Annotated in this window: 21 protein-coding genes; 10 read left to right on the forward strand and 11 right to left on the reverse strand. The window is 70.5% G+C overall.

Annotated features, from left to right (window positions below):
• Positions 1 to 347: 347 nt before the first annotated feature.
• Together LR394_RS02265 and LR394_RS42640 are read right to left on the reverse strand one after the other, a co-directional pair.
• Positions 348 to 1,088, reverse strand: coding sequence for a response regulator (locus LR394_RS02265; RefSeq protein WP_407936961.1), 741 nt, complete (start codon positions 1,086 to 1,088; stop codon positions 348 to 350).
• 114 nt (positions 1,089 to 1,202) lie between these two features.
• A complete protein-coding gene (locus tag LR394_RS42640; protein ID WP_331283033.1) occupies positions 1,203 to 2,552 on the reverse strand; it encodes a sensor histidine kinase in 1,350 nt (449 codons plus the stop codon).
• Positions 2,553 to 2,705: 153 nt separating this feature from the next.
• On the opposite strand from LR394_RS42640, the gene LR394_RS02280 reads away from it, so the two are divergent.
• The 3 genes from LR394_RS02280 (at position 2,706) to LR394_RS42645 (ending at position 6,452) form a co-directional block, all read left to right on the forward strand.
• On the forward strand, positions 2,706 to 3,890 hold the full coding sequence (locus LR394_RS02280) for a lipid II:glycine glycyltransferase FemX (RefSeq protein WP_231438627.1): 1,185 nt from the start codon (positions 2,706 to 2,708) through the stop codon (positions 3,888 to 3,890).
• Complete coding sequence (locus LR394_RS02285; protein ID WP_231438628.1) at positions 3,887 to 4,942, forward strand: alanine racemase; 1,056 nt, start codon at positions 3,887 to 3,889, stop codon at positions 4,940 to 4,942. Before LR394_RS02280 ends, LR394_RS02285 begins: the two co-directional genes overlap by 4 nt.
• Before the next feature lie 130 nt (positions 4,943 to 5,072).
• On the forward strand, positions 5,073 to 6,452 hold the full coding sequence (locus LR394_RS42645) for an SGNH/GDSL hydrolase family protein (protein WP_231438629.1): 1,380 nt from the start codon (positions 5,073 to 5,075) through the stop codon (positions 6,450 to 6,452).
• Here the strand turns inward: LR394_RS42645 and LR394_RS02295 are convergent.
• Entirely contained in the window at positions 6,435 to 6,863 is a 429-nt protein-coding gene (locus LR394_RS02295; protein WP_231438630.1) for a hypothetical protein, read from the reverse strand. The two genes, LR394_RS42645 and LR394_RS02295, sit on opposite strands and share 18 nt — an antisense overlap.
• Positions 6,864 to 7,015: 152 nt before the next feature.
• On the opposite strand from LR394_RS02295, the gene LR394_RS02300 reads away from it, so the two are divergent.
• Positions 7,016 to 7,792, forward strand: coding sequence for an HAD-IIA family hydrolase (locus LR394_RS02300; protein ID WP_231438631.1), 777 nt, complete (start codon positions 7,016 to 7,018; stop codon positions 7,790 to 7,792).
• A gap of 52 nt (positions 7,793 to 7,844) precedes the next feature.
• Here LR394_RS02300 and LR394_RS42650 read toward each other — a convergent pair whose 3' ends face one another.
• The 4 genes from LR394_RS42650 to LR394_RS02320 are packed head-to-tail and all read right to left on the reverse strand — an operon-like array spanning position 7,845 to position 14,688.
• Entirely contained in the window at positions 7,845 to 10,640 is a 2,796-nt protein-coding gene (locus tag LR394_RS42650) for an ABC transporter permease (RefSeq protein ID WP_231438632.1), read from the reverse strand.
• Positions 10,637 to 13,405: an ABC transporter permease gene (locus tag LR394_RS02310; protein ID WP_231438633.1), complete on the reverse strand. Its 2,769-nt coding sequence runs from the start codon at positions 13,403 to 13,405 to the stop codon at positions 10,637 to 10,639. Before LR394_RS02310 ends, LR394_RS42650 begins: the two co-directional genes overlap by 4 nt.
• On the reverse strand, positions 13,402 to 14,148 hold the full coding sequence (locus tag LR394_RS02315) for an ABC transporter ATP-binding protein (RefSeq protein ID WP_231438634.1): 747 nt from the start codon (positions 14,146 to 14,148) through the stop codon (positions 13,402 to 13,404). The genes LR394_RS02310 and LR394_RS02315 overlap by 4 nt, the downstream gene beginning before the upstream one ends.
• 18 nt (positions 14,149 to 14,166) lie before the next feature.
• Positions 14,167 to 14,688 carry a PadR family transcriptional regulator gene (locus tag LR394_RS02320; protein ID WP_231438635.1) on the reverse strand — a complete coding sequence of 174 codons (522 nt, stop codon included), beginning with the start codon at positions 14,686 to 14,688 and terminating at the stop codon, positions 14,167 to 14,169.
• A 409-nt stretch (positions 14,689 to 15,097) separates the two neighbouring features.
• On the opposite strand from LR394_RS02320, the gene LR394_RS41175 reads away from it, so the two are divergent.
• A complete protein-coding gene (locus tag LR394_RS41175) occupies positions 15,098 to 15,223 on the forward strand; it encodes a hypothetical protein (protein WP_269328477.1) in 126 nt (41 codons plus the stop codon).
• Positions 15,224 to 15,303: 80 nt separating this feature from the next.
• Positions 15,304 to 16,140, forward strand: a complete 837-nt coding sequence (locus tag LR394_RS02325) for an RNA polymerase sigma factor (protein ID WP_231438636.1) — start codon at positions 15,304 to 15,306, stop codon at positions 16,138 to 16,140.
• Here LR394_RS02325 and LR394_RS02330 read toward each other — a convergent pair.
• Positions 16,118 to 16,762, reverse strand: coding sequence for a TrmH family RNA methyltransferase (locus tag LR394_RS02330; protein WP_231438637.1), 645 nt, complete (start codon positions 16,760 to 16,762; stop codon positions 16,118 to 16,120). The genes LR394_RS02325 and LR394_RS02330 overlap by 23 nt on opposite strands.
• A 176-nt stretch (positions 16,763 to 16,938) precedes the next feature.
• Here LR394_RS02330 and LR394_RS02335 point away from each other — a divergent pair, with 176 nt between their 5' ends.
• Together LR394_RS02335 and LR394_RS02340 are read left to right on the forward strand one after the other, a co-directional pair.
• The gene (locus tag LR394_RS02335; RefSeq protein ID WP_231438876.1) at positions 16,939 to 17,646 is read left to right on the forward strand and encodes a DedA family protein; all 708 of its coding nucleotides are present in this window, start codon (positions 16,939 to 16,941) and stop codon (positions 17,644 to 17,646) included.
• 55 nt (positions 17,647 to 17,701) lie between these two features.
• The gene (locus tag LR394_RS02340) at positions 17,702 to 18,322 is read left to right on the forward strand and encodes a DedA family protein (protein WP_231438638.1); all 621 of its coding nucleotides are present in this window, start codon (positions 17,702 to 17,704) and stop codon (positions 18,320 to 18,322) included.
• Positions 18,323 to 18,437: 115 nt separating this feature from the next.
• Here LR394_RS02340 and LR394_RS02345 read toward each other — a convergent pair whose 3' ends face one another.
• From LR394_RS02345 to LR394_RS02355, 3 genes are read right to left on the reverse strand one after another with little or no spacing between them, the layout of a single operon-like run.
• Positions 18,438 to 19,118: a LemA family protein gene (locus LR394_RS02345; protein ID WP_231438639.1), complete on the reverse strand. Its 681-nt coding sequence runs from the start codon at positions 19,116 to 19,118 to the stop codon at positions 18,438 to 18,440.
• Between the two features lie 12 nt (positions 19,119 to 19,130).
• Positions 19,131 to 19,703 carry an orotate phosphoribosyltransferase gene (pyrE, locus tag LR394_RS02350; protein WP_231438640.1) on the reverse strand — a complete coding sequence of 191 codons (573 nt, stop codon included), beginning with the start codon at positions 19,701 to 19,703 and terminating at the stop codon, positions 19,131 to 19,133.
• Positions 19,664 to 22,177, reverse strand: coding sequence for a putative bifunctional diguanylate cyclase/phosphodiesterase (locus LR394_RS02355; protein WP_231438641.1), 2,514 nt, complete (start codon positions 22,175 to 22,177; stop codon positions 19,664 to 19,666). The genes pyrE and LR394_RS02355 overlap by 40 nt, the downstream gene beginning before the upstream one ends.
• A 241-nt stretch (positions 22,178 to 22,418) precedes the next feature.
• Between LR394_RS02355 and LR394_RS02360 the strand changes: the two genes are divergently transcribed.
• A complete protein-coding gene (locus tag LR394_RS02360; protein WP_231438642.1) occupies positions 22,419 to 23,201 on the forward strand; it encodes an exodeoxyribonuclease III in 783 nt (260 codons plus the stop codon).
• A gap of 208 nt (positions 23,202 to 23,409) precedes the next feature.
• Complete coding sequence (locus LR394_RS02365) at positions 23,410 to 25,473, forward strand: S8 family serine peptidase (protein ID WP_231438643.1); 2,064 nt, start codon at positions 23,410 to 23,412, stop codon at positions 25,471 to 25,473.
• Positions 25,474 to 25,478: the final 5 nt, after the last annotated feature.

Raw genomic sequence — 25,478 nt, forward strand, 5'->3', positions numbered from 1 at the left:
ACCCGCACCGCATCCGGTCGGGCGACGGCCCTTCCGGCGGGCTCTGCGTCGCTCTCGCTACGCCGATCCTTGCACGTAACGCCCGTCCGGTCTCGCCCTCCAAGCCGTCCAAGAGCCTCGAATTCCTAGGCAGAGGTGCCCTTTTACATAGGACGGTGTCACTGTCCAACGACTCTGGACAGGAATCGCCGAACGGTCGTGTCCAAGTTGTCCGGACAAGTGCTGTGATCCAGGTGACCTGCGTGATCGACACGACGTCCGCAGCTCTGGTGCGGCGCGCGTTCAGTGGTTCTGAACCTGTCCGGACAGCGTGACCGACGCAACTACGTGTTCTAGGTCAAACGTCGTCAGAGTCCGGTGTCCCAGGCCGCCGCGCCGGGCGTCACCACTCCGGTCTCGTAGGCCACCACCACCGCCTGCACCCGGTTGCGCAGGCCGAGTTTCGACAGCACCGAACTCACGTGCGTCTTCACCGTGGTCTCGCTGACCACCAGGTGGGCGGCCAGATCGGTGTTGGACAGGCCGCGGGCCATCCCACCCAGAATCTGTTTCTCCCGCTCGCTGAGCGAGGCCAGACGCTGGGCCCAGTGACTGCTGGGGATGTTCGGGGGCGCCACCGCCGGCCGGGTCCGCTCCAGTTCCAGACAGTGCGCGATCAGCGTGTTGGTCACCACCGGATCCACCAGGGAGTTGCCCGCGTGGACGGTACGCACGGCCGCCACCAGTACGTCGGGCCCCGCGTCCTTCAGCAGGAAACCGCTGGCCCCCACCCGGATCGCACCGAGGACGTACTCCTCGTCGTCGAACGTGGTCAGGATCAGCACGGCGGGCAGGTGCGCACCGGCGGCGCCGGCGTCGACCAGCCGGCGGGTGGCCTCGATCCCGTCCAGCACCGGCATCCGGATGTCCATCAGCACCACGTCGGGGCGTACCTCGGCCACCATGGTCAGGGCGGAGGCGCCGTCGGCAGCCTCACCGACCACGGTCAGATCGCTCTCGTGGTCGATGATCATCCGCAGCCCCGCCCGGATCACCCCTTGGTCGTCGACGACGGCGACACGGATCGATTCGCTCAGCACGCGGTTCATCCTCCTGGTTTTTGCTTACGGACGCGGTGCGCCCCTTTGGTGCCCGAAGGCACCTGGGCGCGGGGAGCGTCCATTTGTTTGAGGACGTTTGTGCTTTGGCTGGGTGGGAGGGTTTCAGCCGGCGTGGGGCAGGGCCTGCGGGGGTTCGCTTTCCATCGCCATGGCCAGGCGCGCCCGTACCAGCCAGCCGCCCAGGTGCGAACGGCCGATCTCCAGGGTGCCGTCGCACGAGGCCGCCCGCTCACGCATCCCGACCAGACCGTGCCCGGAACCGAAGGTGGGGGTACGACGCACCGGCATGGGCTGACTCGCGCCGATCCCCGCCAGCGGAATCCCGGCGGGCTGGGTGTTGCGGGTCTTCTGGGCGCCGCCATCGTCGTGCACCTCGATCAGCAGCTGACCCCCAGAAGTCAGCACCAGGACCAGCGCCTGCCTGGCCCGGGCGTGGATCAGCGCGTTGGTCAGCGACTCCTGCACGATCCGGACCGCGGCCAGCTCGACCGCGGCGGGCAGGATCGGCTGGATCGGGGGCAGTCGCAGGTCGACCGGCATCCCGACGGCCTCCATCCGGGCCGCGATCTGGGGGATCTCGGCCAGCGTGGCCTGCGGGGTGAGGCTGCCGCCGGAATCGGTGGAACGCAGCACCCGCACCACCTGACGCATCGCGGCCAGGGTGTGCTGCCCGTCCAGGGCGATCCAGCGCACCGCGTCGCGCAGCTGCTCGGGCTGGGTGTCGGCGACCCGGTCCGCCGCCTGGGCCCGCAGCACCACCGCACTGATGTGGTGTGCCACCACGTCGTGCAGCTCCCGCGCGATCCGGGTGCGCTCGGCGGTGACCATCTGGTCGGTCTCGATCTGCCGCAACCGTTCCACCTCCTCCTGCCGCCGGCGCAGCTCCTCATTGGCCCGCCGCTGCTGGTACGACGCGCGACCGAGCAGAACGGTGGCGATGAAGGCGGCCGCGAAGAGTCCGGTGCGGGAGGGAGCGAAGTCCCACAGTGTCGGCAGGTCGCCGTACTCGATCATGTATTTCAGCCACCAGTCGGCCGGATTGAACCCACTGGCGAAGATCAGCCGCAGCAGTCCGCCCAGACCAATCAGCAACACCCAGGGGGTACGCATCGCCCCACGAGCGGCCACCGTGTAGCCGGCCAGGGCGTAGGGAATGACGTGCCAGTAGGTCATCATCCACTGGCCGTAGGCGTCGGGGTAGAGCAGAGCGACCCCGACCAGAGTGAGGCGGGGGAAGCGGTCGCGGGTCAGCAGAACGAGCACCACTGCCCAGCCCAGGGACTGGTACGGCCCCTGACCGATCCGCGGATACCACTCCCCGTAGGTCGACAGCCAGTTCATCCCGAGCCACCAGCCCGCGCCCACCAGAGCTGCGATCAGCACGGCCCGGGGTGGAGGCAGGATCCGATCACGCAGGAAGAGCCAGGCCCGCAGCGCTGGATGGATCGTCACCGTCCGACCATACGACCAGCTGAGTGGCCGGTTCCTCCTCCTGGAGGATGAACGGCAGCCGTCCAGAACCTCGTTCTGTAGGAGGACCGGGCCGGCAGGCGGACCCTCCCGTGGCCCGATGTGCGGCCTGACCTGCACAGCCACGCTCTAGCCATGGCTGGAAACGATCTCTTCGACCACCTGGTACACCCCGAGCCCACGCTGTGGCCCGGGGTGCGGCCGGCCGTGGCGGTGCGCCCGATCAGCGCCGCCGAGCACGAGCGGTTCGCCGAGTCGAACGCCGCCAGCATCCTGCAGACGCCGGCCTGGGCCGGGGTCAAGCGCTCCTGGCGCAGCGAGAGCCTGGGCTGGATCGAGGACGGTGAACTGGTCGGCGCTGCGCTAGTGCTGCACCGGCCGGTCCCGGGCACCAATCGCAGCCTGGCCTACGTGCCCGAGGGCCCGACGCTGCCCTGGCAGCGGGTGGTCACCGATCCTGCCCTGTGGCTGGACCCGTTTCTGGAGCACCTGCGCGCCCAGCACGCCTTCGCCGTGCGGATCGGGCCCACGCAGGCGGTGCGCAGCTGGGAAACCACGACGGCCAAGCGCGGCTTGTCCTCACCGGATCTGCGCCGCTTCTCGGACCTCGCCCCGGATCGTTACGAGCGGGACGGCGTGGCGCTGCTGAAAGTGCTTTCGGCGCAGGGATGGACCTCGCTGGAGGACGAGTCCGGGGCCTTCACGGCCGGTCAGCCCCGGCTGGGGGTACGACTGGATCTGCGCGAGCGCACCCCGGAGCAGTTGCTGAAGGGGATGAATCAGCAGTGGCGGCGTAACGTCAAGCGGTCGATCGCGGCGGGGGTCAGCGTGCGGCCGGGCGTGAAGGGCGACCTGGCGGTGTTTCACCGGTTGTACGTGGAAACCGGTGAGCGCGACGGGTTCACGCCCCGGCCGCTGAGTTACTTCGAGCAGATGTGGGACGCGTTGGGTCCGGTTCTGCGGCTCTGGGTCGGCGAGGTCGAGGGGCAGGCTCTGGCGGCTGCGCTCACCGTGGATACCGACCGCACCTGCTGGTACACGTACGGCGGTTCCACCTCTCAGCGCCGCGAGGTCCAGGCCAGCACAGCTGTGCAATGGGCGGCCGTGCAGGCCGCGCTGGCCCGCGGCAACTGGATGTACGACCTGCGGGGCATCGCCGACACTCTGGACGAGAACGAGAAGCTTTCCGGACTGCTGCGTTTCAAGCTCGGCCTGGGCGGAACCGTGCAGGAGACCACGGGCGAGTGGGAGTACACCCTGTCTCCGTTGTGGCACCGGGCTTTTCAGTTGCATCAGCGGATACAGAAGGCGCGGTCATGACTTTTCGGCTCAGCATCGACGAACCTCGCTGGCAGAGCGGTGTGCGGCGGGCGGCTCAGCAGCTGCCGGGCCTGGTCCCGGTGATCAAGGGCAACGGTTACGGCTTCGGACGCGAGCGGCTGGCGCAGCTGTCGGCACGGCTGGGGGTGGACACGGTAGCGGTCGGCACCGAGTCCGAGATCGCTTCGGTGCGGCGGTTCTTCCACGGCACGATTGCGGTGATGGCTCCGCTGACCTTGGCCGACCTGCGGTCGTCGACACCGGCGATCGGGGTGTTGCGGACCGTGGCGCATGCCGATGTGGTGCGTCGGCTGGCCGAACTCGACGGGCCGGAGGTGGTTCTGGAGCTGGACTCACCGGTGCACCGGCACGGCGTGACGCTGACCGAACTCCCTGAACTGGCCGAGCCGCTGCGCCGGGTGCGACTGGCCGGGGTGGCGATGCATCTGCCCAGCGGGGGTGATCGGCGGCGAGTGCTGGATTCGGTGCACCAGGCGCTGGCTGCGCTGCGGGCAGCCGGGATCACGGTGAGCACCTTGTGGGTGTCGCACCTGAGCGCGTCGGAACTGGCCTCCATCCAGGGCGTTGAGGTGCGGCCACGGGTGGGTACGAGTCTGTGGCTGTCCGACCGTCAGAGCTTCACCGTCACCGGCACGGTGCTGGACGTGCGCCGGATGCCGCCTCGGCAGGCGGTGGGCTATCGGCAGCGGCGGTTTTCCGGGGGCACGTTGCTGGTGGTCTCCGGGGGTACCGCGCACGGGGTCGGGCTGTATGCCAGTGCGGCACACGCCGGGCTGCGGGATGCGCTGAAGGGTGCGGTGCTCGGGGCGGTGCGGGGAGCAGGCTGGGCTCCTTCACCGTTCCACTGGCAGGGCCATCGGCTGAACTTTGCCGATGTCGCCCACATGCAGGTCTCGATGCTCGCCGTACCGGAGCACCGGGCCGCTCCGGCGGTGGGCGACCGGCTGATCTGTGACACCCGGATGACGGTGAGTACTTTCGATGCGGTCGAACTCGACCCCCAGCGTCCTGAATTCACCGCGGCGTCCTGAGCTCTTCGTGGCGCCTTGAGGCAGTTCGTCCCCACTTCGGAACTTGTCGGGTTACCGTCGAGTTGAACCCTCCAGCGGGCCCGACGACGTGCCGATCAGGGTGGTACTTGCCGGTTTCGGGGAGGGCGCAGTGGAACGTCGGCGCGGCCGTGCCTTCACAGCGTCACTGGCCCTGCTCTCCGTGGTGGCCGTGGCCGGCGGGGTGACCTGGCTGGCCTCCAGCCACAGCCGGATCCCGGCCTCTGCGCAGACCGATACCGCGCGCTGCGTCACCGCGGCCTTCCCAGGTGAAAGTGAGACGCTGGCGCCTTCACCCTCGCCTTCTGTCTCCTCCTCGCTCGAACCCACGCCGGCTCCGACCCCGGCGGCCAAGCTGATCCCGGCCGGCTGGAACGGGGTCTGGAGCACCTCGATGCAGGACCTGGACGGCCCGGACGTCAGCGGCCGCACCCTGCGCCAGATCGTGCTGCCGACTGCTGGGGGCACCAGTTTCCGGATCCGGCTGGCCAACACCTTCGGCACCGAACCGCTGCGGCTGTCCCGGGCCACCGCGGCCCTGGCGGTCGGCAGTGGCTCGCCCGACCTGCGCTCCGGCACCGCCCGCCGGGTCACGTTCGAGGGTGCGGCCGAGGTCGAGATCCCGCCGGGCGGAAAGGTGGTCAGCGATCCGGTCGAGCTGGCCTTCCGCTTCGGCCAGCCGCTGGCGGTGGACCTGGTGCCGCAGGGCCCGGCCACCGCGGGCTCCGGGCACAGCCGGTCGATCGCCACGTCGTACCTGGGCGAGGGCGACATGGCCGGCCAGACCTCGGGGGCGGCGTTCGCCGGCACCGTGCGCTCGTGGTTCTGGCTGGAGGGGATCGACGTGCCCGACCCGGTCGGCGCGGGCGCGATCAGCACCTTCGGCGACTCGATCACCGAGGGGATGAGCTCCACCGTCGACGGCAACCGGCGCTGGCCCGACCGGCTGTCGGCCCGGCTGCGGGCCGAGCCCACCACCGGCCCGATCGGCGTGCTGAACGAGGGCATCGGCGGCAACCGGGTGGTCTCGGAGAACCTGAGCTGCGCCTCACCCAGTGCCTCCGGCCTGCGCCGGTTCGAGCACGACGTGCTGAGCCGGACCGACGTGCGGGTGGTGGTGATCGCGCTGGGGATCAACGACATCGGCTCGGGCACCCCGGCCACCACGGTGATCGACGGCCTGACCGTGTTGACCGACCGGGCCAGGGAGCACGGCCTGCGGGTGGTCGCGGCCACGCTGACGCCGTTCAGCTGCGACGGCGGCTGCCTGACGCCGGAGAAGGAGCAACAGCGCACCCTGGTGAACGACTGGATCCGCAGCACCGACATCTTCGACGCGGTGGTCGACTTCGACGCCGCGGTGCGCGATCCGGCCGACCCGCAGCGGATGCTGGCGGCCTACGACTCCGGCGACGACCTGCATCCCAGCGATGCCGGGATGCAGGCGATGGCCGACGCTTTCGACCTGGCAGCGCTACTCGGGATCGGGTAGCCCGGCCTCCATCGACATCGAGCCGGGCCCGGGTTTGGGCCGGCGTGGCTCGCGCACCCCGGCCGAGCCGCCCTCGTCATTACCGAAGCCTTCCGGCCAGGGCCCGCTGCCGAAGACCGATCCACCTCGGCGCCGGCCCCCGACCAGCACCCGCTCGCGGTCGGCCCGCCAGCTGGCCATCTTCAGCGGGCCGTGAGCCTTGACCCAGCTCTGGGCGATCTCGGTACTGACCTTCAGCGCCGCCTCGGAGTGCGTCTCGGCCCGGACCCCGGAGGCCGTGACGGCCAGCGTGCCGTCCGCGGCGATCATCCGGATCGAGGAACCCAGCGGCCGGCCCGGGCTGTGTTTCCGCTCGAAGGCCGAGCGCAGACCGGGCGTCTCGAACGTCATTGCAACCGTGTACTTGGCCATGTCCCCTCCTGGCGGTCGACGGATCAGCATTTCGATTGTGGGCCGTGACCTACCGGCGGGTCTACGGCAGTACCGTTCCGGGACGGGCATTCCGCGTAGAGCCGAATCCGGCCCGGAACCGGACGGAACGCCCCAAAGAGACTGGAGAACGTATGAAGACGCGGGAGATCCGCTGCTGGCTGACGGACATGGACGGCGTTCTCGTACATGAGGGGGTGGCCCTGCCCGGGGCCGCCGAGTTCCTGGGCAAGCTTCAGGAGAACGAGCGGCCCTTCCTGGTGCTGACCAACAACTCCATCTACACCGCCCGCGACCTGCGGGCCCGGCTGCTGGCCTCCGGCCTGGACGTGCCGGAGGCCTCGATCTGGACCTCCGCCCTGGCCACCGCCCAGTTCCTGGCAGACCAGGAGCCCGGCGGCCGGGCCTACGTGATCGGTGAGGCCGGGCTGACCACCGCGCTGCACGAGGCCGGTTACGTGCTCACCGACACCGCACCGGACTTCGTCGTGCTCGGCGAGACCCGGACGTACTCGTTCGAGGCGATCACCAAGGCGATCCGGCTGATCGAGGGCGGCGCCCGGTTCATCGCCACCAACCCGGACCCGACCGGGCCCTCGGCCGAGGGCCCGCTGCCGGCCTGCGGGGCGGTGGCGGCGCTGATCACCCGGGCCACCGGGCGCGAGCCGTACATCGTCGGCAAGCCCAACCCGATGATGTTCCGCAGCGCACTGAACGCGATCGACGCGCACTCGGAGTACACCGCGATGATCGGCGACCGGATGGACACCGACGTGGTCGCCGGGATGGAGGCCGGCCTGGAGACCTTCCTGGTGCTCACCGGCTCGACCACCCAGGAGGACGTGCAGCGTTACCCGTTCCGCCCGTCCCACATCGTGCCCTCGATCGAGAGCCTGGTGGAACTGGTCTGAGCACAAGGGTTTCCGCGTCGCTGGGCCCTCCACCCAGCGACGCGGAAGTCTTCTACTGCCCCAGCCGGCGGATCAGCGGCAGCCGGGATCGGGTGGTCAGGAAGCCGATCGTCATCGCCAGGGCCGGCAGGCCGAGGGCGATCAGGAGCAACTGCGGCCAGGGCAGGACGAACCGCCAGGACTCGGCCTCGGCGAAGGCAGAGCCGTAGGCCCAGTCGCCCTCCTCCAGCCGGACCAGCACCCAGCCGGCCAGCACCCCGCTGAGCACCCCGAGAACCGCGCCCAGACCGGAGATCACACCGGCCTGCGCAGCTGCCATCCGGCGCCGCACCCCCGGCCCGGCTCCTACCGCGGCCAAAGTGGCCACGTCGGCCCGGGACTCGGCCGCGGCCAGGCCGACCGCGGTGAACGTACCGACCAGACCGACCACCGCGACCACCGCCCCCAGCACCAGCAGATAGATCTGGTAGTCGTCGACGTAACCGCGCTCGACGCTCAGATAGGCCCCGGCCTCCTCGTCCAGCTGCCGGTTGACCCGGTCCTCCTGGGCCTGAGAAGGAATTTCGCGGGCGATCGCGGCGAAACCACCACTCTCGAGCGAGATGCCGAGTTCCTCAGCGGCCCCGAGCGGATAGACCACACCGTACAGACTGTGCTGTCCGGGCTCGGCCAGCACCGCCTTCAGGGGTATCACTTTCGATCCGGTGACATCGCCCGCGTCGTCGTACCGCTCCACTCGCACCCGCACGGTACCGTCCGGCCAGAGCAGCTCCGGGTTGCTGGTGACGGCATTACCGGCCTTCAGCGCAGCCGCGTCGGACGGGGCCTGACCGGCGGTGATCACCGACAGCGCGGTTCCGTCGTCGAAGAGACGCCCGGAACTGAACTCGATGGTCTCGGCCGCGGCCCGGCGCCCGCACGGGCCGGGCCCGGCGATCTCGCTGCCCTCGATGATCTCGGTGACCTCGGCTTCGGCGAACTGCGATTCGGGGCACTCGGCGCCGGGCGGCATCAACGGCATGATCTCGAAATCTGTGCCGTTCGGCCCGTGTGTCGCGGGAATCTGGTACTCCTGGAACTCGCCGACCTGCAGTTCCTGTTCGACGATCGCCCGGGCCCGAGTCATCGAGGACACCATTCGCCCGTCGTCCCCGGTGCTCGAGGAGTTGAGCAGCACCACACTGTCGCCGGCGCTCGCCCGGTAGCTGCGCTCCTCGTGGTCGGTCAGCGCCGCCACGTAGACCAGGGCAGCGCTGCCGCCGGCGACCGCGGCCAGCACCGCGGCCACCGCCGGAGCCGTCCGGCTGCGCTGCCGGGCCGCGTCGCGCAGCGCGAAACGGGCGCTGAAGGGCAGGCCCACGGCCATCCGGGCGGCCAGGGCGACGATCGCGCCGGAGGCCATCACCATGCCGACCTCGACCACGCCGATCCCCAGCACGGCCAGGAAAGGCAGGCGCTGGACCGCTCCGAGAGTCGCGAAAACGGCTCCGGTCAGGGCCAGGAACAGCCCGGCCACCGGCACCCGCAGCTTCGGTGGGTGGTAACCGCGTCGGCCGGTCAGGGCCGCCACCACGTCCAGCTTGGCGGCTTGGCGGGCCGGCACCAGCGAGGCGCCGACCGCGGTCAGCCCGCCCACGGCGACCAGCACCAGCAGATCCGTCAGGTGGATGTCGATCCGGACCATGCTGTAGTCGAGGTAGCGCAGCACCTGGATCAGCAGCGCCCCCAGCCCGGCGCCCAGTCCGGCCGCGACCAGGCTGCTGAGCACCCCGATCAGGCCGTTCGTGGCCAGCACGACAACGCGCAGGTCCCGGCGCTCGGCCCCGCCGGCCGCCATCAGGGCCAGGGTGTGCTGATTGCGCCGCGCCCCCACGGCGATCGCGGGCCCGGCCATCAGGGCGACCTGCAGCAGGGCCATCCCGATCAGCACCACGACGATGCCCACCAAGTCGGCGTCGTACTCGAAGGCGTAGTCGGCGTCGGTGAAGGGCACCCGGTCGGCCGGGGGCGGGTCGGCGACCACGGCCCGGCTCAGCACCCGGGCCCCGGTCTGGTTGATGTTGAGGACGTGGTCCCAGGTCACCGGATCGGGACCGACCACCAGCAACCGGTAGCGGGGCGCGGAACCGCCGTAGTACGCACCCTCGTCGAGGGTTTTGAACCCCTCGTCCGGGAAGAGCGAGCCCGGCCGGCCGATCACTTCCTTGTACACGTCCAGCCCGCTCACCACCCCGACCACCCGCAGGCGCTGCTCGGGATGGGCGGGCGAGGGCCGGTAGAACAGGTCGTCGCCCACCTCCACCCCGAGGGCAGCGATCTTCTTGCTGACCACCACCTCACCGGGTTGCTGCGGGGCCCGGCCGGACTCCTGCTCGATCACACCCTCGATCCCGTGGGCGGTGTAGTCGAACTCGCGTACCGTGGTGGCCAGGTAACGCCCGTCCCAGTGTAGGTTTCGGCTGGATTCCAGCCACCAGTCGGCCACCAGCTGGTCGCGGGCGGGCAGGAGCGCGGCCAGCCGCTTCTCGAACTGCTCCACGGTCGGCGGGTTCTCGTGCGAGAAGTCCGGCGTGGACTCGAAGCCCGAACTGTCGTCGTTGAACGGCAGCTGCATCAGCGGGACCCCGTTGACCTCGCTGATCTCGGCCTGCGCCTGCACTCCCAGCGCCACCCGGACCTCGTCCTGCGGATCGCGCTCGACCGTTCGGTAGAACACCGACAGCACGGTCAGGGCCAGGACCGGCAGGGCGATCATCAGCGCGACCAGGGCACTGCGGGCCTTGTTGCGCCAGACGTCACGCCGGGCCAGGCGCAGCGCGGCCCGCCAGACATAGAACCGTTCCCTCACAGGCCCAACCTTCGCATCACCGGCAACTGCGCTCGGGTGGTGAAGAAGCCGATGGCCGCGGCGACCAGGGGCAGCCCGAGCAGGATGAGGAGCAGGTGCGGCCAGGGCAGCACGAACTCCCAGATCCCGACCGTGCTGAACTGCACTCCGTCGGGGCGGGCCAGCCGGATCAGGACGTAGCCCGCCACCGCCCCACTGACCACACCCAGAAGCGTTCCCAGACCGGCGATCGCGGCGCCCTGCGAAGCAGCCAGCCAACGCCGTACCTCCGGGCCGGCCCCGACCGCGGCCAGAGTGGAGACGTCGGCCTTGGCTTCTGCGGCGGCCAGACCGACCGCGGTGAAGGTACCGATCAGGGCGATCGCCCCGACCGCGGCCAGCAGCGCCATCAGGGTGTAGCTGTAGGAGTCCTGATAGCCGCCTTCCACCTTCACGTCCGACACCTGGCCAGTGTTGTCCAGGGCGGCGGTCAGCGCCGAAACCTCCGCCGACCCCAACGGTTCGGTCGGCTGGGTGACCAGGCCTCCGGGAACCAGGTCCACTCCCAGTTTCTCGGCAGCCTGAAGCGGGTAAACCGGTTGCGGCAGAATATTTTCGCCGGTAGCGAGGACCGCGGGCAGCGTGACGACTTCAATGTCTCGCAGGTCGGGGTCCTGCGCGGTGTAGCGGCCCACCTCGACCCGCACGGTGTTGTCCGGCCAGAGCATGGCCGGTTCGGGCACCACTACGCGCCCGGCCTGCAGCGCGGCAACGTCCTGAGCTGCCGTACCGCCGGTGAGGATCTGCACGGTGCCACCGTCGTCGAAGATGTCACCGCCGACTCCCTGCAAGGAGCGATCCTGCCAGTAACAGGTCTTGAGCGGGTTGCTTGGGTAAGGACCGCTGCTACCGGCGCAGACGTCGTCGGGGGCCCGCTCCGGCCGCAGGGTGACCATGACCCCGTCCTTGGCCTCGACCACCTGGTACTGCCTCACCTGGTCGGCGCCGAACCGCTCGGCCATCACCTGCTCCGCCCGGTCCAGTTTCTGAACCTTGGTGTCGTGAACGTACGGGTCGAGTCCGGAGACCGCCACCAGGCCCACATCACCCGCCGCGCTGTAGCTGTTGCGCTGCTGCTCCTCGGCCGAGGCGAAGTAGACCAGCCCGGCCGTTCCACCGGCCACGGCCGCGAGCACCGCGGCCACCGCGGGGGCGGTGCGCGAGCGCTGCCGCGAGGCGTCCCGCAGGGCGAAACGCAGGCTGAAGGGCAGGGGCCGGACCAGGCGAGCGGCGATCGACATGATCAGGCCGACGCTCATCACCAGCCCGACCTCGAAAACGGCCAGGCCGCCGACGACCTGCGCCGGGTCGGCGATGAAGCCGCGGGTGGTCTGCACGGCCACCGCCAGGCCGGCCGCCGCGATGGCGAGCCCGGCCAGCGGCAGGAGCAGCTTGACCGGGCCCGAGCCGGTGGCCCGGCGGCCGGTCAGCGTCGCCGCCACGTTCATCCGGGCCGCCTGCTGGGCCGGGACCAGAGCAGTGACCAGCACGGTCAGCGTGCCGGCGAGGACCAAGGCGAGCTGGTCGGTGATCCGGAAGTCGAGCCGCGGGATGTCGGTGTGGCCCCAGAGCAGGAGCCCGCCGATCACCGCAACCCCCACCAGCGAGCCGAGCACGGCCGCCAGCACCGAACTGACCAGGCCGATCAGCCCGTTCGAGGCCAGCACCACCCGGCGCAGGTGCGAGCGCGAGGCGCCGGCCGCGGCCATCAGGGCCAGGTTGCGGCGGTTGCGCCGGGCCCCGACCGCGATCGCTGGCCCGGCCAGCAGCGCCACCTGCAGCAGGATCAGCCCGGCCACCACCGAGACGATGACCGCCTGCTGGAACCTGCTCTCGGCGTAGTCATCGACGAACTCGGCGGCCGGCATCGCGTAGGCGGGCGGATCGCTGAGCACGGCCCGGCTGCGGACCACGGCGCCGATCTCGTTCATCCGCTGCACGTCGGCCCAGCTCACCTCGGCCGGACCGACCACCAGCCACTCGACCACCGCGATCTCGTCCTGCTTCTCGCGCTCCTGCCGGCTGAGGCCGAAAAGCTCTTCGGGCAGCAGCGTTCCCGGCCTGCCGACGATCGCGTCCTGGTAGTGGGCCCAGGATCCGCCCACCACCCCGACCACGGTCAGCGTCTTCGTCGCCTCGTCGGTGCTCGGCCGGTAGGTGATCTTCGCGCCGGCCTGCAGACCCTTCTTGGCCAGAGTTTCGCTGATCACCACTTCACCGGCCTGGTCGGGGGCCCGCCCGGAGATCTGCTCGACCAGCCCCTTCACACCCGGGTCGGCGTAGTCGAACTCCCGCACCTGCAGGGACTTCCATTCGCCCATGCCCTCCCACTGCACCTGAGTCCGGTCGACCTCGGTCCAGCGCTGGGGCAGCAGACGAGAGCCGGCCGGAAGGTAGCCGGCCAGCAGCTCGCCGTACTCGGCCGGGTTCAGCCGGCCCAGCTCACTCTGGTCGGTCACCGTCGAGGAGATCCCCCCGGCGTCCGGCGACTGCTGAATCGGCTGCAGGGCCTGCCATTTGACCTGAGCCTGGGCCGCCCCCATCTCCGCCCGCAGACTGTCCTCGAGATCCCAGGTCTGGGACTGGTACACCACCGAGACCACCGACATGGCCAGCACCGGCAGCGCCACCATGACCGCGATCAGCGCGCTGCGGCCCCGATTGTTCCGGATCTCCCGCAAGGCCAGGCGAAAGATCGCCCGCCAGGCTGCGAATCGGTCCTTCATCGCGGGAACCCGGCTGTGAAGGGAGCTTCCTCCGCCATCTTTCCGTCGCGCAACAGGACCACCCGGTCGGCCCAGGCCGCGTGCTGGGAGTCGTGCGTGACCAACAGGCCGGCCGCCCCCGCGTCCACCCGGGCCCGCAGCACCCGCATGATCGCCTCACCGGTGAGCGAGTCCAGCGCACCGGTGGGCTCGTCGGCCAGCACCAGCCGGCGCGGGCCGACCAGGGCGCGGGCGATCGCCACCCGCTGCTGCTGGCCGCCGGACATCTCCTCCGGGAACCGGTCGGCCAGCTCCTCCACGCCGACCTCGGTCAGCGCCGCGCGGGCCTCCTGCCGCGCCACCCGGGTACTCACCCCGTCGAGTTCGCGCGGCAGCATGACGTTTTCGACGGCGGTCAGGGCCGGTACCAGGTTCAGGTCCTGGAACACGTAACCCACGCTGCGCCGCCGCAGAGCCGCCCGGGCCTTGACCGACAACCCGGCGATGCTCACCCCGTCCACCACGACGTCCCCCGAGGTAGGCGTGTCCAGCCCACCGGCCAGGTGCAGCAGGGTGGACTTGCCGGAACCGGAGGGGCCCATCACCGCGACCAGTTCCCCCACCCGCACTTCCAGGCTCACCCCGTTCAGCGCGTGCACCGGCACCGCGGTCCCCGAACCGTGCACCCGGGCCGCCTCGTGCAGGCGCAGCAGTACCGCCCCCGAATCCGGCTCCGCACCGGCCGGCGTGTCAACGCTGCTCATCTCGTCCAAATCCCTTTCTCAGCGCGCCCGTAGGCGCTGCTCGACCAGATCCAGCCAGCGAGCCTCGGCCTCGGCCGAGAAGATCAGGCTGTCCAGCACCAGCAACCGGGCCAGGTCGTCGCCCTGGGCCGGGTGCGGCATCGCACGTTTTTCCTTGGTGTAGCCCTGCAGCACCCGCAGGGTTTCGGCCTTCTGCCGCTGCACCACCGAGATCGCGTCCACCCCGGGCGCCGTCGCCGCGAGGGCGACCTTGATCGCCACCTCGTCGCGGTTCGGCGTGGCCCGGTCGACCGCGCTGCGCCACCACTGATCGACCTCTTCGCGGCCCGCATAGGTCAGCCGGTAGTTCACCGAGCCGTCGTCCTTGCGCCCGGCCTCCTCCACCAGGCCGTCGCGCACCAGGCGGTTCAAGGTGGTGTAGACCTGGCCGATGTTGATCGGCCAGGTCCGCCCCGTGCGCAGTTCGAACTCGTGCCGGAGCTGGTATCCGTACTGCTCGCCCTCCGCCAGGATGGCGAGCAGGCTCTGCCGGACCGACATCTCCGGAACTCCCCTCCGTCTGCATACCCGGTATGGCGAGACCGGACGCTATACCGAGTATGCGTTCGAGGGCAAGGGTCAAACAGCAACGGACGTTCGCCCGAGTCGGGCGGCTCCCTTGCCTTTTCGGGAATCGGCTTCATAGATGCAGGGGCGCACCACCGGCCGAGGCCCTACATCCCCTGCCTCAGAAGACCCGTACGACACGCCGACACCATCAGTGCACCGCCGATCCCCCGGGCAGGCAGCGACGCAGGGAGGGCGCACCAGCCCGGCACCAGGGCTTACCGGCAGCAGGCGGTCGTTATTAGATCGTGACCGCGCCCCGTGCCTCGAAACAGTGCTCACCGCGTCTATGGGGAGGGGCTGCACAGCGCGGCCGTTTCACCGGTTTCACCTGGGGGCAGGGATGAGCATCAAGCACTTCGTCGTCGGGGTGGCCGCAGCAGCACTGGGATCGGCGTTCCTCACCATCACCGGTACACCCGAGGCCGACCTGGGCCCTGCGGCCGAGTTGTCGCCGACGGGCCGCTGACCGGTCGCGATCGTGCCGTATGCCCGAGTCGGGGTCAGTAGCCTGCTCGGACCGACCGGAGCAGAGCGAGAGATGGCGGGATGACGACCGAGACGCAGGCCCCGGCGGGCCGACGACGGGCCGACGACGACTTCGGCTCGCTGTTCGGCGAGCTGTACCGCTCGGCCTTCACCGCCGCGCACAGCGAACTCGGCAGCCGCAGCGCCGCCGAGGAGGTGGCCCACGCCACGTTGGCCCGGGCCTACGCCCGCTGGCCGCGGATCGGTGACACCCCGGTCGGCTGGGTCTCCTCGGCCGCCCGTGGTCAGGCCCGGCAGGTACTGCAGCGTCAGCCCCCGGGCCGCGAGGTGCTCCTCGACGACGAGACCGAGCTGCCGGCGGGCCAGATTCCCGACCCGGAGCCCGGCGATCTGGCTGCAGTCGTCCGGCGTGGCCGGTGGCTGCGGCGGCGGCAGGCGGCGGGCTGGGCCGCAGCGGGTGCCTCGGTGGTCGCGGCGGCCATCCTGGCGGTCGGGCTGGGCAACTGGATGCCTCCGGAGACGCCTTCGGCCCGCGGTGGTGACGCCGCGCCCCGGGTGGCGAGCGGGCCGGCGCGTTCCGATTACTCCCCGATCGGGACCGACCCACAGCTGGAGAGCGGTCTGACGTTCGGCCGGATCAGCGCCGGCCGCAGCACCCAGGGCTCGGTCCGGCTCACCTTCACCCCCGACGGGGGCACGGCCGATCCGGCCGAACTCGTGCTCGACCCGCCGGCCTCGCTGGAGACCAGGGACTACACGCGCGAGCGCGATCCGCTGGTCACCCGGACCCCGGAGGAACTGGTGCAGCACCTCAACCGGTCCACCCCGGGCGGGCAGGCGATGGCCTGGGTCCGGCTCGGCCCGGACGGAAAGATCAGTGCTCTGCGGGAGGAATGACGGCGTGCTGGCGGACCCATGCGTGCATGGCGATGGCGGCGGCCGCCCCGGCGTTGATCGAGCGGGTCGAGCCGAACTGGGTGATCGAGAGCACCTGGGAGCAGACCGCCAGCGTCTCCTCGGACAGTCCGGGGCCTTCCTGGCCGAACACCAGCAGGCTGTTGCTCGGCAGGACGGCCGTCTCCAGCGGCACTGAGCCGGGCACGTTGTCGATCCCGATCACGGTCAGGCCCGCTCCGGCCGCCCAGGTGGTCAGCTCCTGCGGCCCGGTGTGGTGCTGGACGTGCAGGTAGCGGTCGGTCACCATGGCGCCCCGCCGATTCCAGCGCCGCCGGCCCACGATGTGTACTCCAGCCGCGTTGAAGGCGTTGGCTGTGCGCACCACCGAGCCGATGTTCAGGTCATGCGCCCAGTTCTCGATCGCCACGTGGAACGGATGCCGGCGGGTGTCCAGCTCGGCCACGATCGCCTCGACGCTCCAGTACCGGAACTCGTCGCCGACATTGCGCCGGTCGCCGTGCTCCAGCAGCTCCGGGTCGTAGCGCGGGTCCTGCGGCCACGGGCCCTCCCACGGCCCCACCCCGACCGGCACCCCGGCGTCCTCGATCAACCGCTCGTTCACCCGCAGGAGTCTGGCAGCCTCCACCCAGGGGCTGACACCGTCCGCCCGGAGCATGACTTCGGCCGCAATCGGGAACGCCGGGCAGGGCATTCGACGTTGGTTCCGAACATGCGCCTAATGCTGGGGAAACCCACAGAAATCAGCTGTGACCGACCCGTAGGCTGGGCGCCGTGCTGATGAGCGTGCCGATGGCCCTGGGGCCGGAGTGGCTGGCCCCGGACACCCTGCTCACCAACCTGGGCGACGTGGCGCTGTGGGTCAGCGCACTGATCATCTTCGCCGAGTGCGGTCTGCTGCTCGGTTTCTTCCTGCCCGGTGACTCGCTGCTGTTCAGCGTGGGTCTGTTCATCGGCCGCGGGGACATCCACTTCCCGATCTGGCTGGCCTGCGTGGTGCTCACCGCGGCCGCCTTCGCCGGGAACGTGGTGGGTTACGAGATCGGCCGCAAGGCCGGCCCGGCCATCTTCACCAAGGAAGACTCCAAGCTGTTCAAGCGGGAGTACGTCGACAAGACGATGGCCTTCTTCGACCACTACGGCCCGGTCGCCATCGTCCTGGCCCGGTTCGTGCCGCTGGTGCGCACCTTCATCACGGTGACCGCCGGGGTCGGCAAGATGGACCGGCGCCGTTACCTCACCTACAGCTTCATCGGGGCGGTGCTCTGGGCCGCCGGGCTGACCCTGCTGGGCCGGGTGCTGGGCGGGATCCCGCTGTTCCGCGACCACCTCGAGGCCGGTCTGCTGCTCCTGGTGGCGCTCACCGTGATCCCGATGGCCTTCGAGGCCTGGCGGCACCGGCGCCGCGCGAAGAACGCCGATCCGGTGGCCACCGCCGAAGCCGCCCACGAGGCCGGCGAAGAGCCCATCCCGCACCCCGGTAAGTAGTCCGGGTTAGGAGCCCCTTACCTGTTGAGGCGGGCCGGGGTGTAGAAACAGAACCATGGCGCACTGGTGGGCGAGCCTGTCCGACGTCTCGTCGATGACCACGGTGACGGTCTACGTCGTCGTGTTCACCCTGGTCTTTGTCGAGTCCGGGTTACTCGTCGGGTTCTTCCTGCCGGGCGACAGCGTGCTGTTCGCCGCCGGCCTGCTGGCCGCCGAGCCGGCCAGCGACCTGAACCTGGCGTTCCTGGCCGGGGGTACTGCAGTGGCAGCGATCGCCGGCGACGCGGTGGGGTACTGGACGGGGCGGCGGCTGGGCCGGCCATGGTTGTTGAGCAAGGCCGGTAAGAACGCCGACCGGGTGCTGAAGGCGGAGGCGTTCTACGAGCGCTGGGGCTCCCTGGCGGTGATCATCGCCCGGTTCATCCCCTGGGTGCGCACGTTCACCCCGATCATCGCCGGGATCGGCCGGATGCCGTACCCCAAGTTCCTGGTCGCGAACGTGGCCGGGGCGCTGATCTGGGGCGCGGGCATGATTCTGCTGGGGTACGCGGCCTACAACATCCCGTGGGTGAAGTGGGCGGCGTACGTCATCGCCGCGATCGCGATCACCGCCACGATCGTCACCCTGGTGGTGGACCGTCGACGCATGCGGCGCAAAGCCGCCCTGGAAGCCTAGGCGAGCACCTACGTCCGTAAGCAGTGGGACCTAGGCGCTCACAAACGTCCGTAAGCCAAAAGCACTGGCGCCCACACCGTCCTTAATTTGAGACGTTGTGGGCGCCAGCGCTGTATCAGCGGTTCGGGGTCCCGTAGTCGGGGTCAGAGCCGCCGAGCTCCCGCTCGGGCGCCGGGGCACCCGGCTCCACTCCTGGGCGAGCGCTGCCCCCGAAGCTCACCGCCGGCCCGGAACCGCCGAAGTCGACCTGCGGGGCGGAGCGGACCTGCTCGTTCTGCGCCTCGAAGTAGTCGGCCCGGGCGAAGTTGAAGCTGCCGGCGATGATGTTGCTCGGCACCGACTCGATCTTGGTGTTCAGCTCCCGCACCACCGCGTTGTAGAAACGCCGCCCCGAGGCGATCCGGTCCTCTGTGGCCGAGAGCTCGTTCTGCAGACCCAGGAAGTTCTGGTTCGCCTTCAGGTCGGGGTACGCCTCGGCGATCGCGAACAGCCGGCCCAGCGACTGGGACAGCTGCCCCTCCTGCGCCGCCTGCTCAGCCACCGAGGCACCCGGCGCGGTGGCGGCGTTGCGGGCCTGGATCACCGCGTCCAGGGTGTCCCGCTCGTGCGTGGCGTAGCCCTGGACGGTCTGCACCAGGTTGGGGATCAGGTCGTGCCGGCGGGTCAGCTCGACGTCGATCTGGTTCCACGCCTCCTGCACCTGATTGCGCAGCCGGACCAGGCCGTTGTAGCCGGTGACCAGCCACAGGCCCACCCCGGCGACCAGGACCACCACCACGATCAGCGCAATCAGCATGGGCAAAGCCTGTCAGGAAAGGCCGAGGTCCGACAGGTCGTAGGCGTAGCGGTACTCCAGGCCCTCGGCCTCGACCCGCTCCTTGGCCCCGGTGCCCCGGTCGACGATCACCGCCACCCCGATCACGTTCGCCCCGGCCTCGCGCAGCGCCTCCACCGCGGTGAGCACCGAGCCGCCGGTGGTGGAGGTGTCCTCGACCGCCAGCACGGCCCGGCCCGCGACCTCGGCGCCCTCGATCCGGCGCTGCAGACCGTGCGCCTTGCCCTGCTTGCGCACCACGAAGGCGTCCAGCCGGGCCCCGGCGGCGGCCGAGGCGTGCAGCATCGCGGTGGCCACCGGGTCGGCGCCCAGGGTCAGGCCCCCGGCCGCCTCGAACTGCCAGTCCTTGACCAGGTCGAGCATCACCCGGCCGACCAACGGGGCGGCCTGGCCGTCGAGCGAGATCCGGCGCAGGTCGACGTAGTAGTCGGCCTCCTTGCCGCTGGCCAGGGTGACCTTGCCGTGGACGACAGCAAGCTTCTTGATCAGCTCGCGCAGTTCGTCCCTCACGGGAGCGATGGCGGCAGAGTCTTCGTCGGTGCGCATTCGGCCAGGGTATCGAGCGAACCGACGACCCGGTCGGACTGCAACGGCACCGGGCGATCGAGCCATGCAGCCGGTCCGGCGGGCCGCCGCCCGGTGGGCCAGGACAGCTCCTGCACCGGCATCGGGGCGTCGAAGTAGTAGCCCTGGCCGAACCGGCAGCCCATCCGCTTCAGCTCGATCCGGGTGTACGCGTCGATCACCCCCTCGGCCACCACCTCCAGGCCGAGGTTGCGCCCCAGGTCGATGATCGACTGCACCACTGCCCGGGCCCGGCCGTCGGCCCGCAGCTGCTGCACGAAGGACTGGTGGATCTTGATCTGGTCGACCGGCAGCCGGCTGACGAAGGTGAGCGAGGAGTAGCCGGTGCCGAAGTCGTCCACCGACAGCCGGGCCCCCATCTCGTGCAGCCGGGTCAGGGCCAGGAGCATCTCCGGCTCGTCGATCACGTCGGACTCGGCCACCTCCAGGCTGAGCACGTCGGCGGACAGGCCGTGCCGGGCCAAGGCGCTGCGGATCTGGCCGGGCAGGCTGGGGTCGGCCAGCCAGCCGGGCGCCAGGTTGATCGCCACCCGCACCTGCTGCCCGGCCTCCTGCCACTGCCGGGCGGCGGCGAGCGCCTGGTCCAGCACCCGGCGGGACAGCTCGACCACCTGGCCGCTGCGCTCGGCCGCGGCGAAGAAGTCCTCCGGGGGTACCTCGCCGAGTTCGGGGTGGTGCCAGCGGGCCAGCGCCTCCAGCGCGTGTACCTGGCCGTTGACCAGGTCGACCATCGGCTGCACGGCGATCTGGATCTGCCCGTCCCGCAGGGCCTCGGTCAGCGCCACGGCCAGCGTGTGCACCTGCTCGCCGGGCAGGTCCATCGAGCGGGTGAACATCCGGTAGCCGCCCCCGCCGGCCTTGGCCACGTACATCGCCACGTCGGCCCGGCCCAGCAGCTCGGCGCCGGTGCTGCCGTGCTCGGGGCCGATGGCCACGCCCAGCGAACCACCGGCCCGCAGCTCGTTCCCGGCCAGCCGGACCGGCTCGTCGAAGGCCGAGAGCAGGCGGCGGGCCAGGGCCCGGGCCGCGCCGTCGCCCATTCCGGGGGCCAGCACAGCGAATTCGTCGCCGCCGAGCCGGGCGATGGTCACGCCCTTGCCCGCCACCTGGCCGAAGCGCCCGGCCAGCTCGCGCAGCAGCTGGTCACCGGCCTGGTGCCCGAGCGTGTCGTTGATCGCCTTGAACCCGTTGAAGTCCAGCAGCATCACCGTGCACTGGCGCCCGCCGGCCAGCAGGTCCTCGACGCTCTCGTCCAGCTGGGCCCGAAAGTCCAGGCGGTTGGGCAGGCCGGTGAGCTCGTCGTGCCGGGCCTCGAACTGCAGGCGCTCGAGGAGGTGGCCGTTGCCCAGGGCGACCGCGACCCGTTCGGCCACTGCCTGCAGGGTGTTCAGGTCGCTGGTCACGAAGCCCCGTACGCCGTCGCCGCGCTCGCCGACCAGCAGGTGCCCGATGGTCTGCCCGCCGTTGCGCAGCGGGGCCAGCAGTTCGCCCCGGCCGGGGGTGCGCTCGAGCAGGTCGGCGCCGGGGGTGCGTGGGCCGATGATCCGGCCCGCACGCCGCATCCACATCCGTGGGCCGGGCGAGGGCCGGTTGGCGGGCAGGGCGTCGCTGAGCATCAGTTCGACGTGCTCGGCCCGCAGCAGCTGGGCCGAGCGTTCCAGGACCAGCGGGATCGCCCGGGCCGGGTCGGGGGCGTGGGCCAGCGCGTCGGACAGCTCGTACATCCGGCGCAGGCGGTGGTGCCGCTCGGACAGCGAGGCGAAGGCCCCGAAGCCGAGGACCAGGCCCGGGCCCAGCACGGCGCCGGTCACCAGCGGCTCCCCGTGGATGATCCACAGCGCCGGGATCAGGCCGATCGCCGCACCCAGCACGCCCGCGACCACCGCCCGGGCCAGCAGCCGGGCCCCGGCATCGAACGCCCGGTGCACCCACAGCAGCAGACCGATCTCGGCCAGCACGGCGCCCACCACCGCCACCAGGGTCAGTACCCGGCCCGGGTAGCTGAGCAGCGGGTGGTGCAGCACCAGGGACCGGAACAGCAGTTCGGCCACGGTGGTCCCGGCCGTCACCGCGACCGCGTTGGTGACCAGGGTGAGCGGGGTGTGGCGGCGGTACCAGGCGCCGATCAGCAGCGTGCCGGCCAGCCGGCCCAACAGCAGGGAACCCGGATCGGACAGGTACAGCCCAGCCGCCAGCGGGATGCCGCTCAGCGCGATCGAGTAGCGCCGGCCCCGAACCTCGAGGTTCAGCCCGCAGACCTCGGCGGCGGCGAAGGCGAGCGCGAATGCCCACCACGGCAGGGTGCTCACCCCGGCCAGCGCGTCCGGTCGTGGCAGGAACAGCGGGACCAGACCGGCCAGGAGGACCACGACCGCGGCCACGGGCAGGGCCCAGCGGGTCGCGGGACGCTTCGTGGTTACCCAGAGATGTCCCATCGCTCCATCCAGTCAGTGTTGATCAGGCGATGAGTTCACCGCAGTGCGTGGTGAATCGTCACCCTGGGGTAATCACTAGCACTCGAAAGGCCGATTCCCTCACCCGTCTGGAGCAGTCGGACCCACAGCTTTTGTGGGCTTTTGCAGGCCCTTGGCGAGCTGGGCTGACACGCGTGGTGAGGCGGTGGCCCCGAACGGTCGGCCGACTTTCGGGTAGCGCGGCCGCAGGTACGCTCGCCCGGTGCGGATCGCTACTTGGAACGTGAATTCGATGCGGGCCCGGGTCGACCGGGCGGTGGCCTGGCTGGAGCGCAGCGACATCGACGTGCTCGCGGTCCAGGAGACCAAGTGCAAGGACGAGCAGTTCCCGACCGCCCGCTTCGAGGAGATCGGCTACCAGGTGGCACACCTGGGCCACTCGCAGTGGAACGGGGTCGCGCTGATCTCGCGGGTCGGGATCGAGGACGTCCAGCACGGCTTCCCGGGGATGCCCACCTGGGGTGACGAGCCGGTGGCGGAGGCCCGGGCGATCGGGGCGATCTGCGGCGGGGTGCGGGTCTGGAGCCTGTACGTGCCCAACGGCCGCACCCTGGACGACCCGCACCTGCAGTACAAGCTGCAGTGGCTGAAGGCGCTGCGCTCGGTCGGCCAGGACTGGCTGACCGCCCAGCCGGATGCGCAGATCGCGCTGGTCGGCGACTGGAACGTGGCCCCGCAGGACGACGACGTGTGGGACATGGCGGCGTTCGAGGGCAGCACCCACGTGTCCGGGCCCGAGCGCGAGGCCTTCCAGGGTGTCCTCGAGGCGGGCTTCGCCGACGTGGTGCGCCCGCACACCGAGGGCGCCTTCACCTACTGGGACTACACCCAGCTGCGCTTCCCCAAGAAGCAGGGCATGCGGATCGACTTCGTGCTGGCCTCGCCGGCGCTGCAGTCCCGGGTGAAGACGGCGGCGATCGACCGCGAGGAGCGCAAGGGCAAGGGTGCCTCGGACCACGCCCCGGTGATCGTCGAACTCACCTGACGCTCATCGTGGGGCAGTTGCGCCGGGACACGCCGATGTGTCCCGGCGCACAATTTAAATCTCGGTCAAGAGGGAACTAGGTGGCCCGGAAGGACTACTCCTGACCTCACCGAAAGTGGTGGGGTCGACTACGTTCCGCGTATTTTTGGCCGTGCCCCCGCACGAACGTACCCACATTCTGTCGGTGGCCCCCCGTAGTCTTCGGGGCGTGACGGAACCTCGCGCCCCTCGGCGGCCCTTCCCCCTCCGAGGCAAACTCAACCGTCGTCGGACCCTGACGGCCGGGATCGCGGTGGGCGTCACCGCCGTGGCCGCGACCGCCGTGACGCTGACCCCGGTGGCCTCCGCCCTGCCGGCCGCCCTCGGTGGCAGCACGGTGAGCTCGGCGCCGCTGGTCGGGGCGGGCAGCGCCAGCGCCATCGAGGGCGAGTACCTGGTCATGCTGAAGGACGATGCGGGTCTGCGCGCGGCCGGGGTGGACGGCGCGGGTGAGGCAGCCGGGCAGTTCGTGGCCCAGGCGGCCGAGCGGGGCGAAGAGGCCGGTGCCACCGTGCAGAAGCGGTTCGAGCAGCTGCGCGGCTACGCGGCCGAGCTCACCGAGGACCAGCTGGAGGAGATCCGGGAGGACCCGGCGGTCGAGTACGTGGCGGTCAACCAGCGCTACAAGATCGCCACCACCCAGCCCGACCCGGTCTGGAACCTGGACCGGATCGACCAGCGCTCCAGCAGGCTCAGCGGCTCGTACTACTACACGAACACCGGCAAGGGCGTCACCGCCTACGTGGTCGACACCGGCATCCGCAGCTCGCACCGCGAGTTCACCACCAGCCTGTCCGGGGCCAAGGTGAAGACCAGGGTGGGCGCCGGCAAGTCCACGCTCAGCAACGACCGCAGCACCCAGGACTGCGAGGGTCACGGCACGCACGTGGCCGGCGCGATCGGCGGCTCGGTCTACGGGGTGGCCAAGGAGGCCACGCTGGTTCCGGTCCGGGTGCTGGACTGCAAGGGCTACAGCACCAGCTCGATCGTCGCCGAGGGCCTGGACTGGATCGCCTCGGACCACCGCTCCGGTCAGCCGGCCGTGGCCAACCTCAGCCTGACCAACGAGGGCGGCGCCGACCCGGTGCTGGAGGCCGCGGTCAGCCGGCTGATCGCCGACGGGGTGACCGTGGTGATCGCGGCCGGTAACGGTGACGCAGCCGGTCAGGGCGTGCCCGCCTGCGGGGTCTCGCCGAGCAACGTCAGGGCCGCGCTCGTGGTCGGGGCGACCAACCGCAGCGACCGTAAGACCGGCTTCTCCAACTACGGCGCCTGCGTCGACCTGTTCGCCCCGGGCCTGGGTATCAAGTCCGCCTGGGCCGACAGCGACACCTCGACCAACACCGTCTCCGGTACCTCGATGGCGGCGCCCCAGGCGGCCGGGGTGGCCGCGCTCTACCTGCAGAACCACCCCAAGGCCACGCCCAAGCAGGTGCACGCCGCACTCGCAGGGGCGGCCAGCAAGAACGTGGTCGGCAAGGTGAGCACCAAGTTCTCGCGCAACCTGCTGTTCGCCCCGCAGCCGGTCAAGGCCCCGGCCGCCACCACCAAGAAGTCCTCGATCCCGGCCGGCCGGGCGCTGCTCAGCGGCAAGAAGATCACCAGCCCGAACGGCCTGTACACGCTCACCCAGACCAGTAAAGACCTGACCCTGACCCGGCCGGGTGGCCAGGTGCTGTGGCGCACCAACAAGTCCGCGGCCTGGACCCGGATGACCTCGAGCGGAAACCTGGTGTCGTACAACAAGTACGGCCAGCGGGTCTGGTCGTCCGGCACCAGCGGCGGGGCAGCCACGCTGAAGCTCGACAACCGGGGTGTGGCCTCGGTGGTGCGCAACGCCGGCGGCAGCACGCTGTGGAAGAGCGGCAAGGCGCAGAAGTCCGCGCCGAAGCAGAACGCCAAGGGCAAGGCCACGATGGACCTGGGCGCGGCGCTGTACCGCGGCGGGCACACGCTGACCTCGAAGAACGGCACCTACACGCTGGCGTTGCGGGCCGACGGCAACCTGGCTGTCACCAAGAAGGGTGCGGGCGCGGTCTGGAGCACCGGCAAGAAGGACGCCGACTGGCTCACTCTGCGCAAGGGCAACCTCGCCCTGGTCAACTCCAGCGGCAAGACGGTCTGGCAGTCCAAGACCGCGGGCAAGGGCGCCGACCAGCTGCGGCTGCGGGACAACGGCACGCTGCAACTGGTGAAGAAGACCGACAGCAAGGTGGTCTGGACCGCCCAGTAGAACCA

It is taken from the genome of Kineosporia babensis (assembly GCF_021129305.1).
In the GTDB taxonomy this organism is placed as follows: domain Bacteria; phylum Actinomycetota; class Actinomycetes; order Actinomycetales; family Kineosporiaceae; genus Kineosporia; species Kineosporia babensis.

What these genes read in the sequence shown, in the direction of transcription:
- LR394_RS02265 (WP_407936961.1), bottom strand. Translation starts at nt 1,088, where the DNA reads ATGAACCGCGTGCTGAGCGAATCGATCCGTGTCGCCGTCGTCGACGAC.
- LR394_RS02280 (WP_231438627.1), top strand. Translation starts at nt 2,706, where the DNA reads ATGGCTGGAAACGATCTCTTCGACCACCTGGTACACCCCGAGCCCACG.
- LR394_RS02285 (WP_231438628.1), top strand. Translation starts at nt 3,887, where the DNA reads ATGACTTTTCGGCTCAGCATCGACGAACCTCGCTGGCAGAGCGGTGTG.
- LR394_RS02295 (WP_231438630.1), bottom strand. Translation starts at nt 6,863, where the DNA reads ATGGCCAAGTACACGGTTGCAATGACGTTCGAGACGCCCGGTCTGCGC.
- LR394_RS02300 (WP_231438631.1), top strand. Translation starts at nt 7,016, where the DNA reads ATGAAGACGCGGGAGATCCGCTGCTGGCTGACGGACATGGACGGCGTT.
- LR394_RS02310 (WP_231438633.1), bottom strand. Translation starts at nt 13,405, where the DNA reads ATGAAGGACCGATTCGCAGCCTGGCGGGCGATCTTTCGCCTGGCCTTG.
- LR394_RS02315 (WP_231438634.1), bottom strand. Translation starts at nt 14,148, where the DNA reads ATGAGCAGCGTTGACACGCCGGCCGGTGCGGAGCCGGATTCGGGGGCG.
- LR394_RS02320 (WP_231438635.1), bottom strand. Translation starts at nt 14,688, where the DNA reads ATGTCGGTCCGGCAGAGCCTGCTCGCCATCCTGGCGGAGGGCGAGCAG.
- LR394_RS41175 (WP_269328477.1), top strand. Translation starts at nt 15,098, where the DNA reads ATGAGCATCAAGCACTTCGTCGTCGGGGTGGCCGCAGCAGCACTGGGA.
- LR394_RS02325 (WP_231438636.1), top strand. Translation starts at nt 15,304, where the DNA reads ATGACGACCGAGACGCAGGCCCCGGCGGGCCGACGACGGGCCGACGAC.
- LR394_RS02335 (WP_231438876.1), top strand. Translation starts at nt 16,939, where the DNA reads ATGAGCGTGCCGATGGCCCTGGGGCCGGAGTGGCTGGCCCCGGACACC.
- LR394_RS02340 (WP_231438638.1), top strand. Translation starts at nt 17,702, where the DNA reads ATGGCGCACTGGTGGGCGAGCCTGTCCGACGTCTCGTCGATGACCACG.
- LR394_RS02345 (WP_231438639.1), bottom strand. Translation starts at nt 19,118, where the DNA reads ATGCTGATTGCGCTGATCGTGGTGGTGGTCCTGGTCGCCGGGGTGGGC.
- pyrE (WP_231438640.1), bottom strand. Translation starts at nt 19,703, where the DNA reads ATGCGCACCGACGAAGACTCTGCCGCCATCGCTCCCGTGAGGGACGAA.
- LR394_RS02355 (WP_231438641.1), bottom strand. Translation starts at nt 22,177, where the DNA reads ATGGGACATCTCTGGGTAACCACGAAGCGTCCCGCGACCCGCTGGGCC.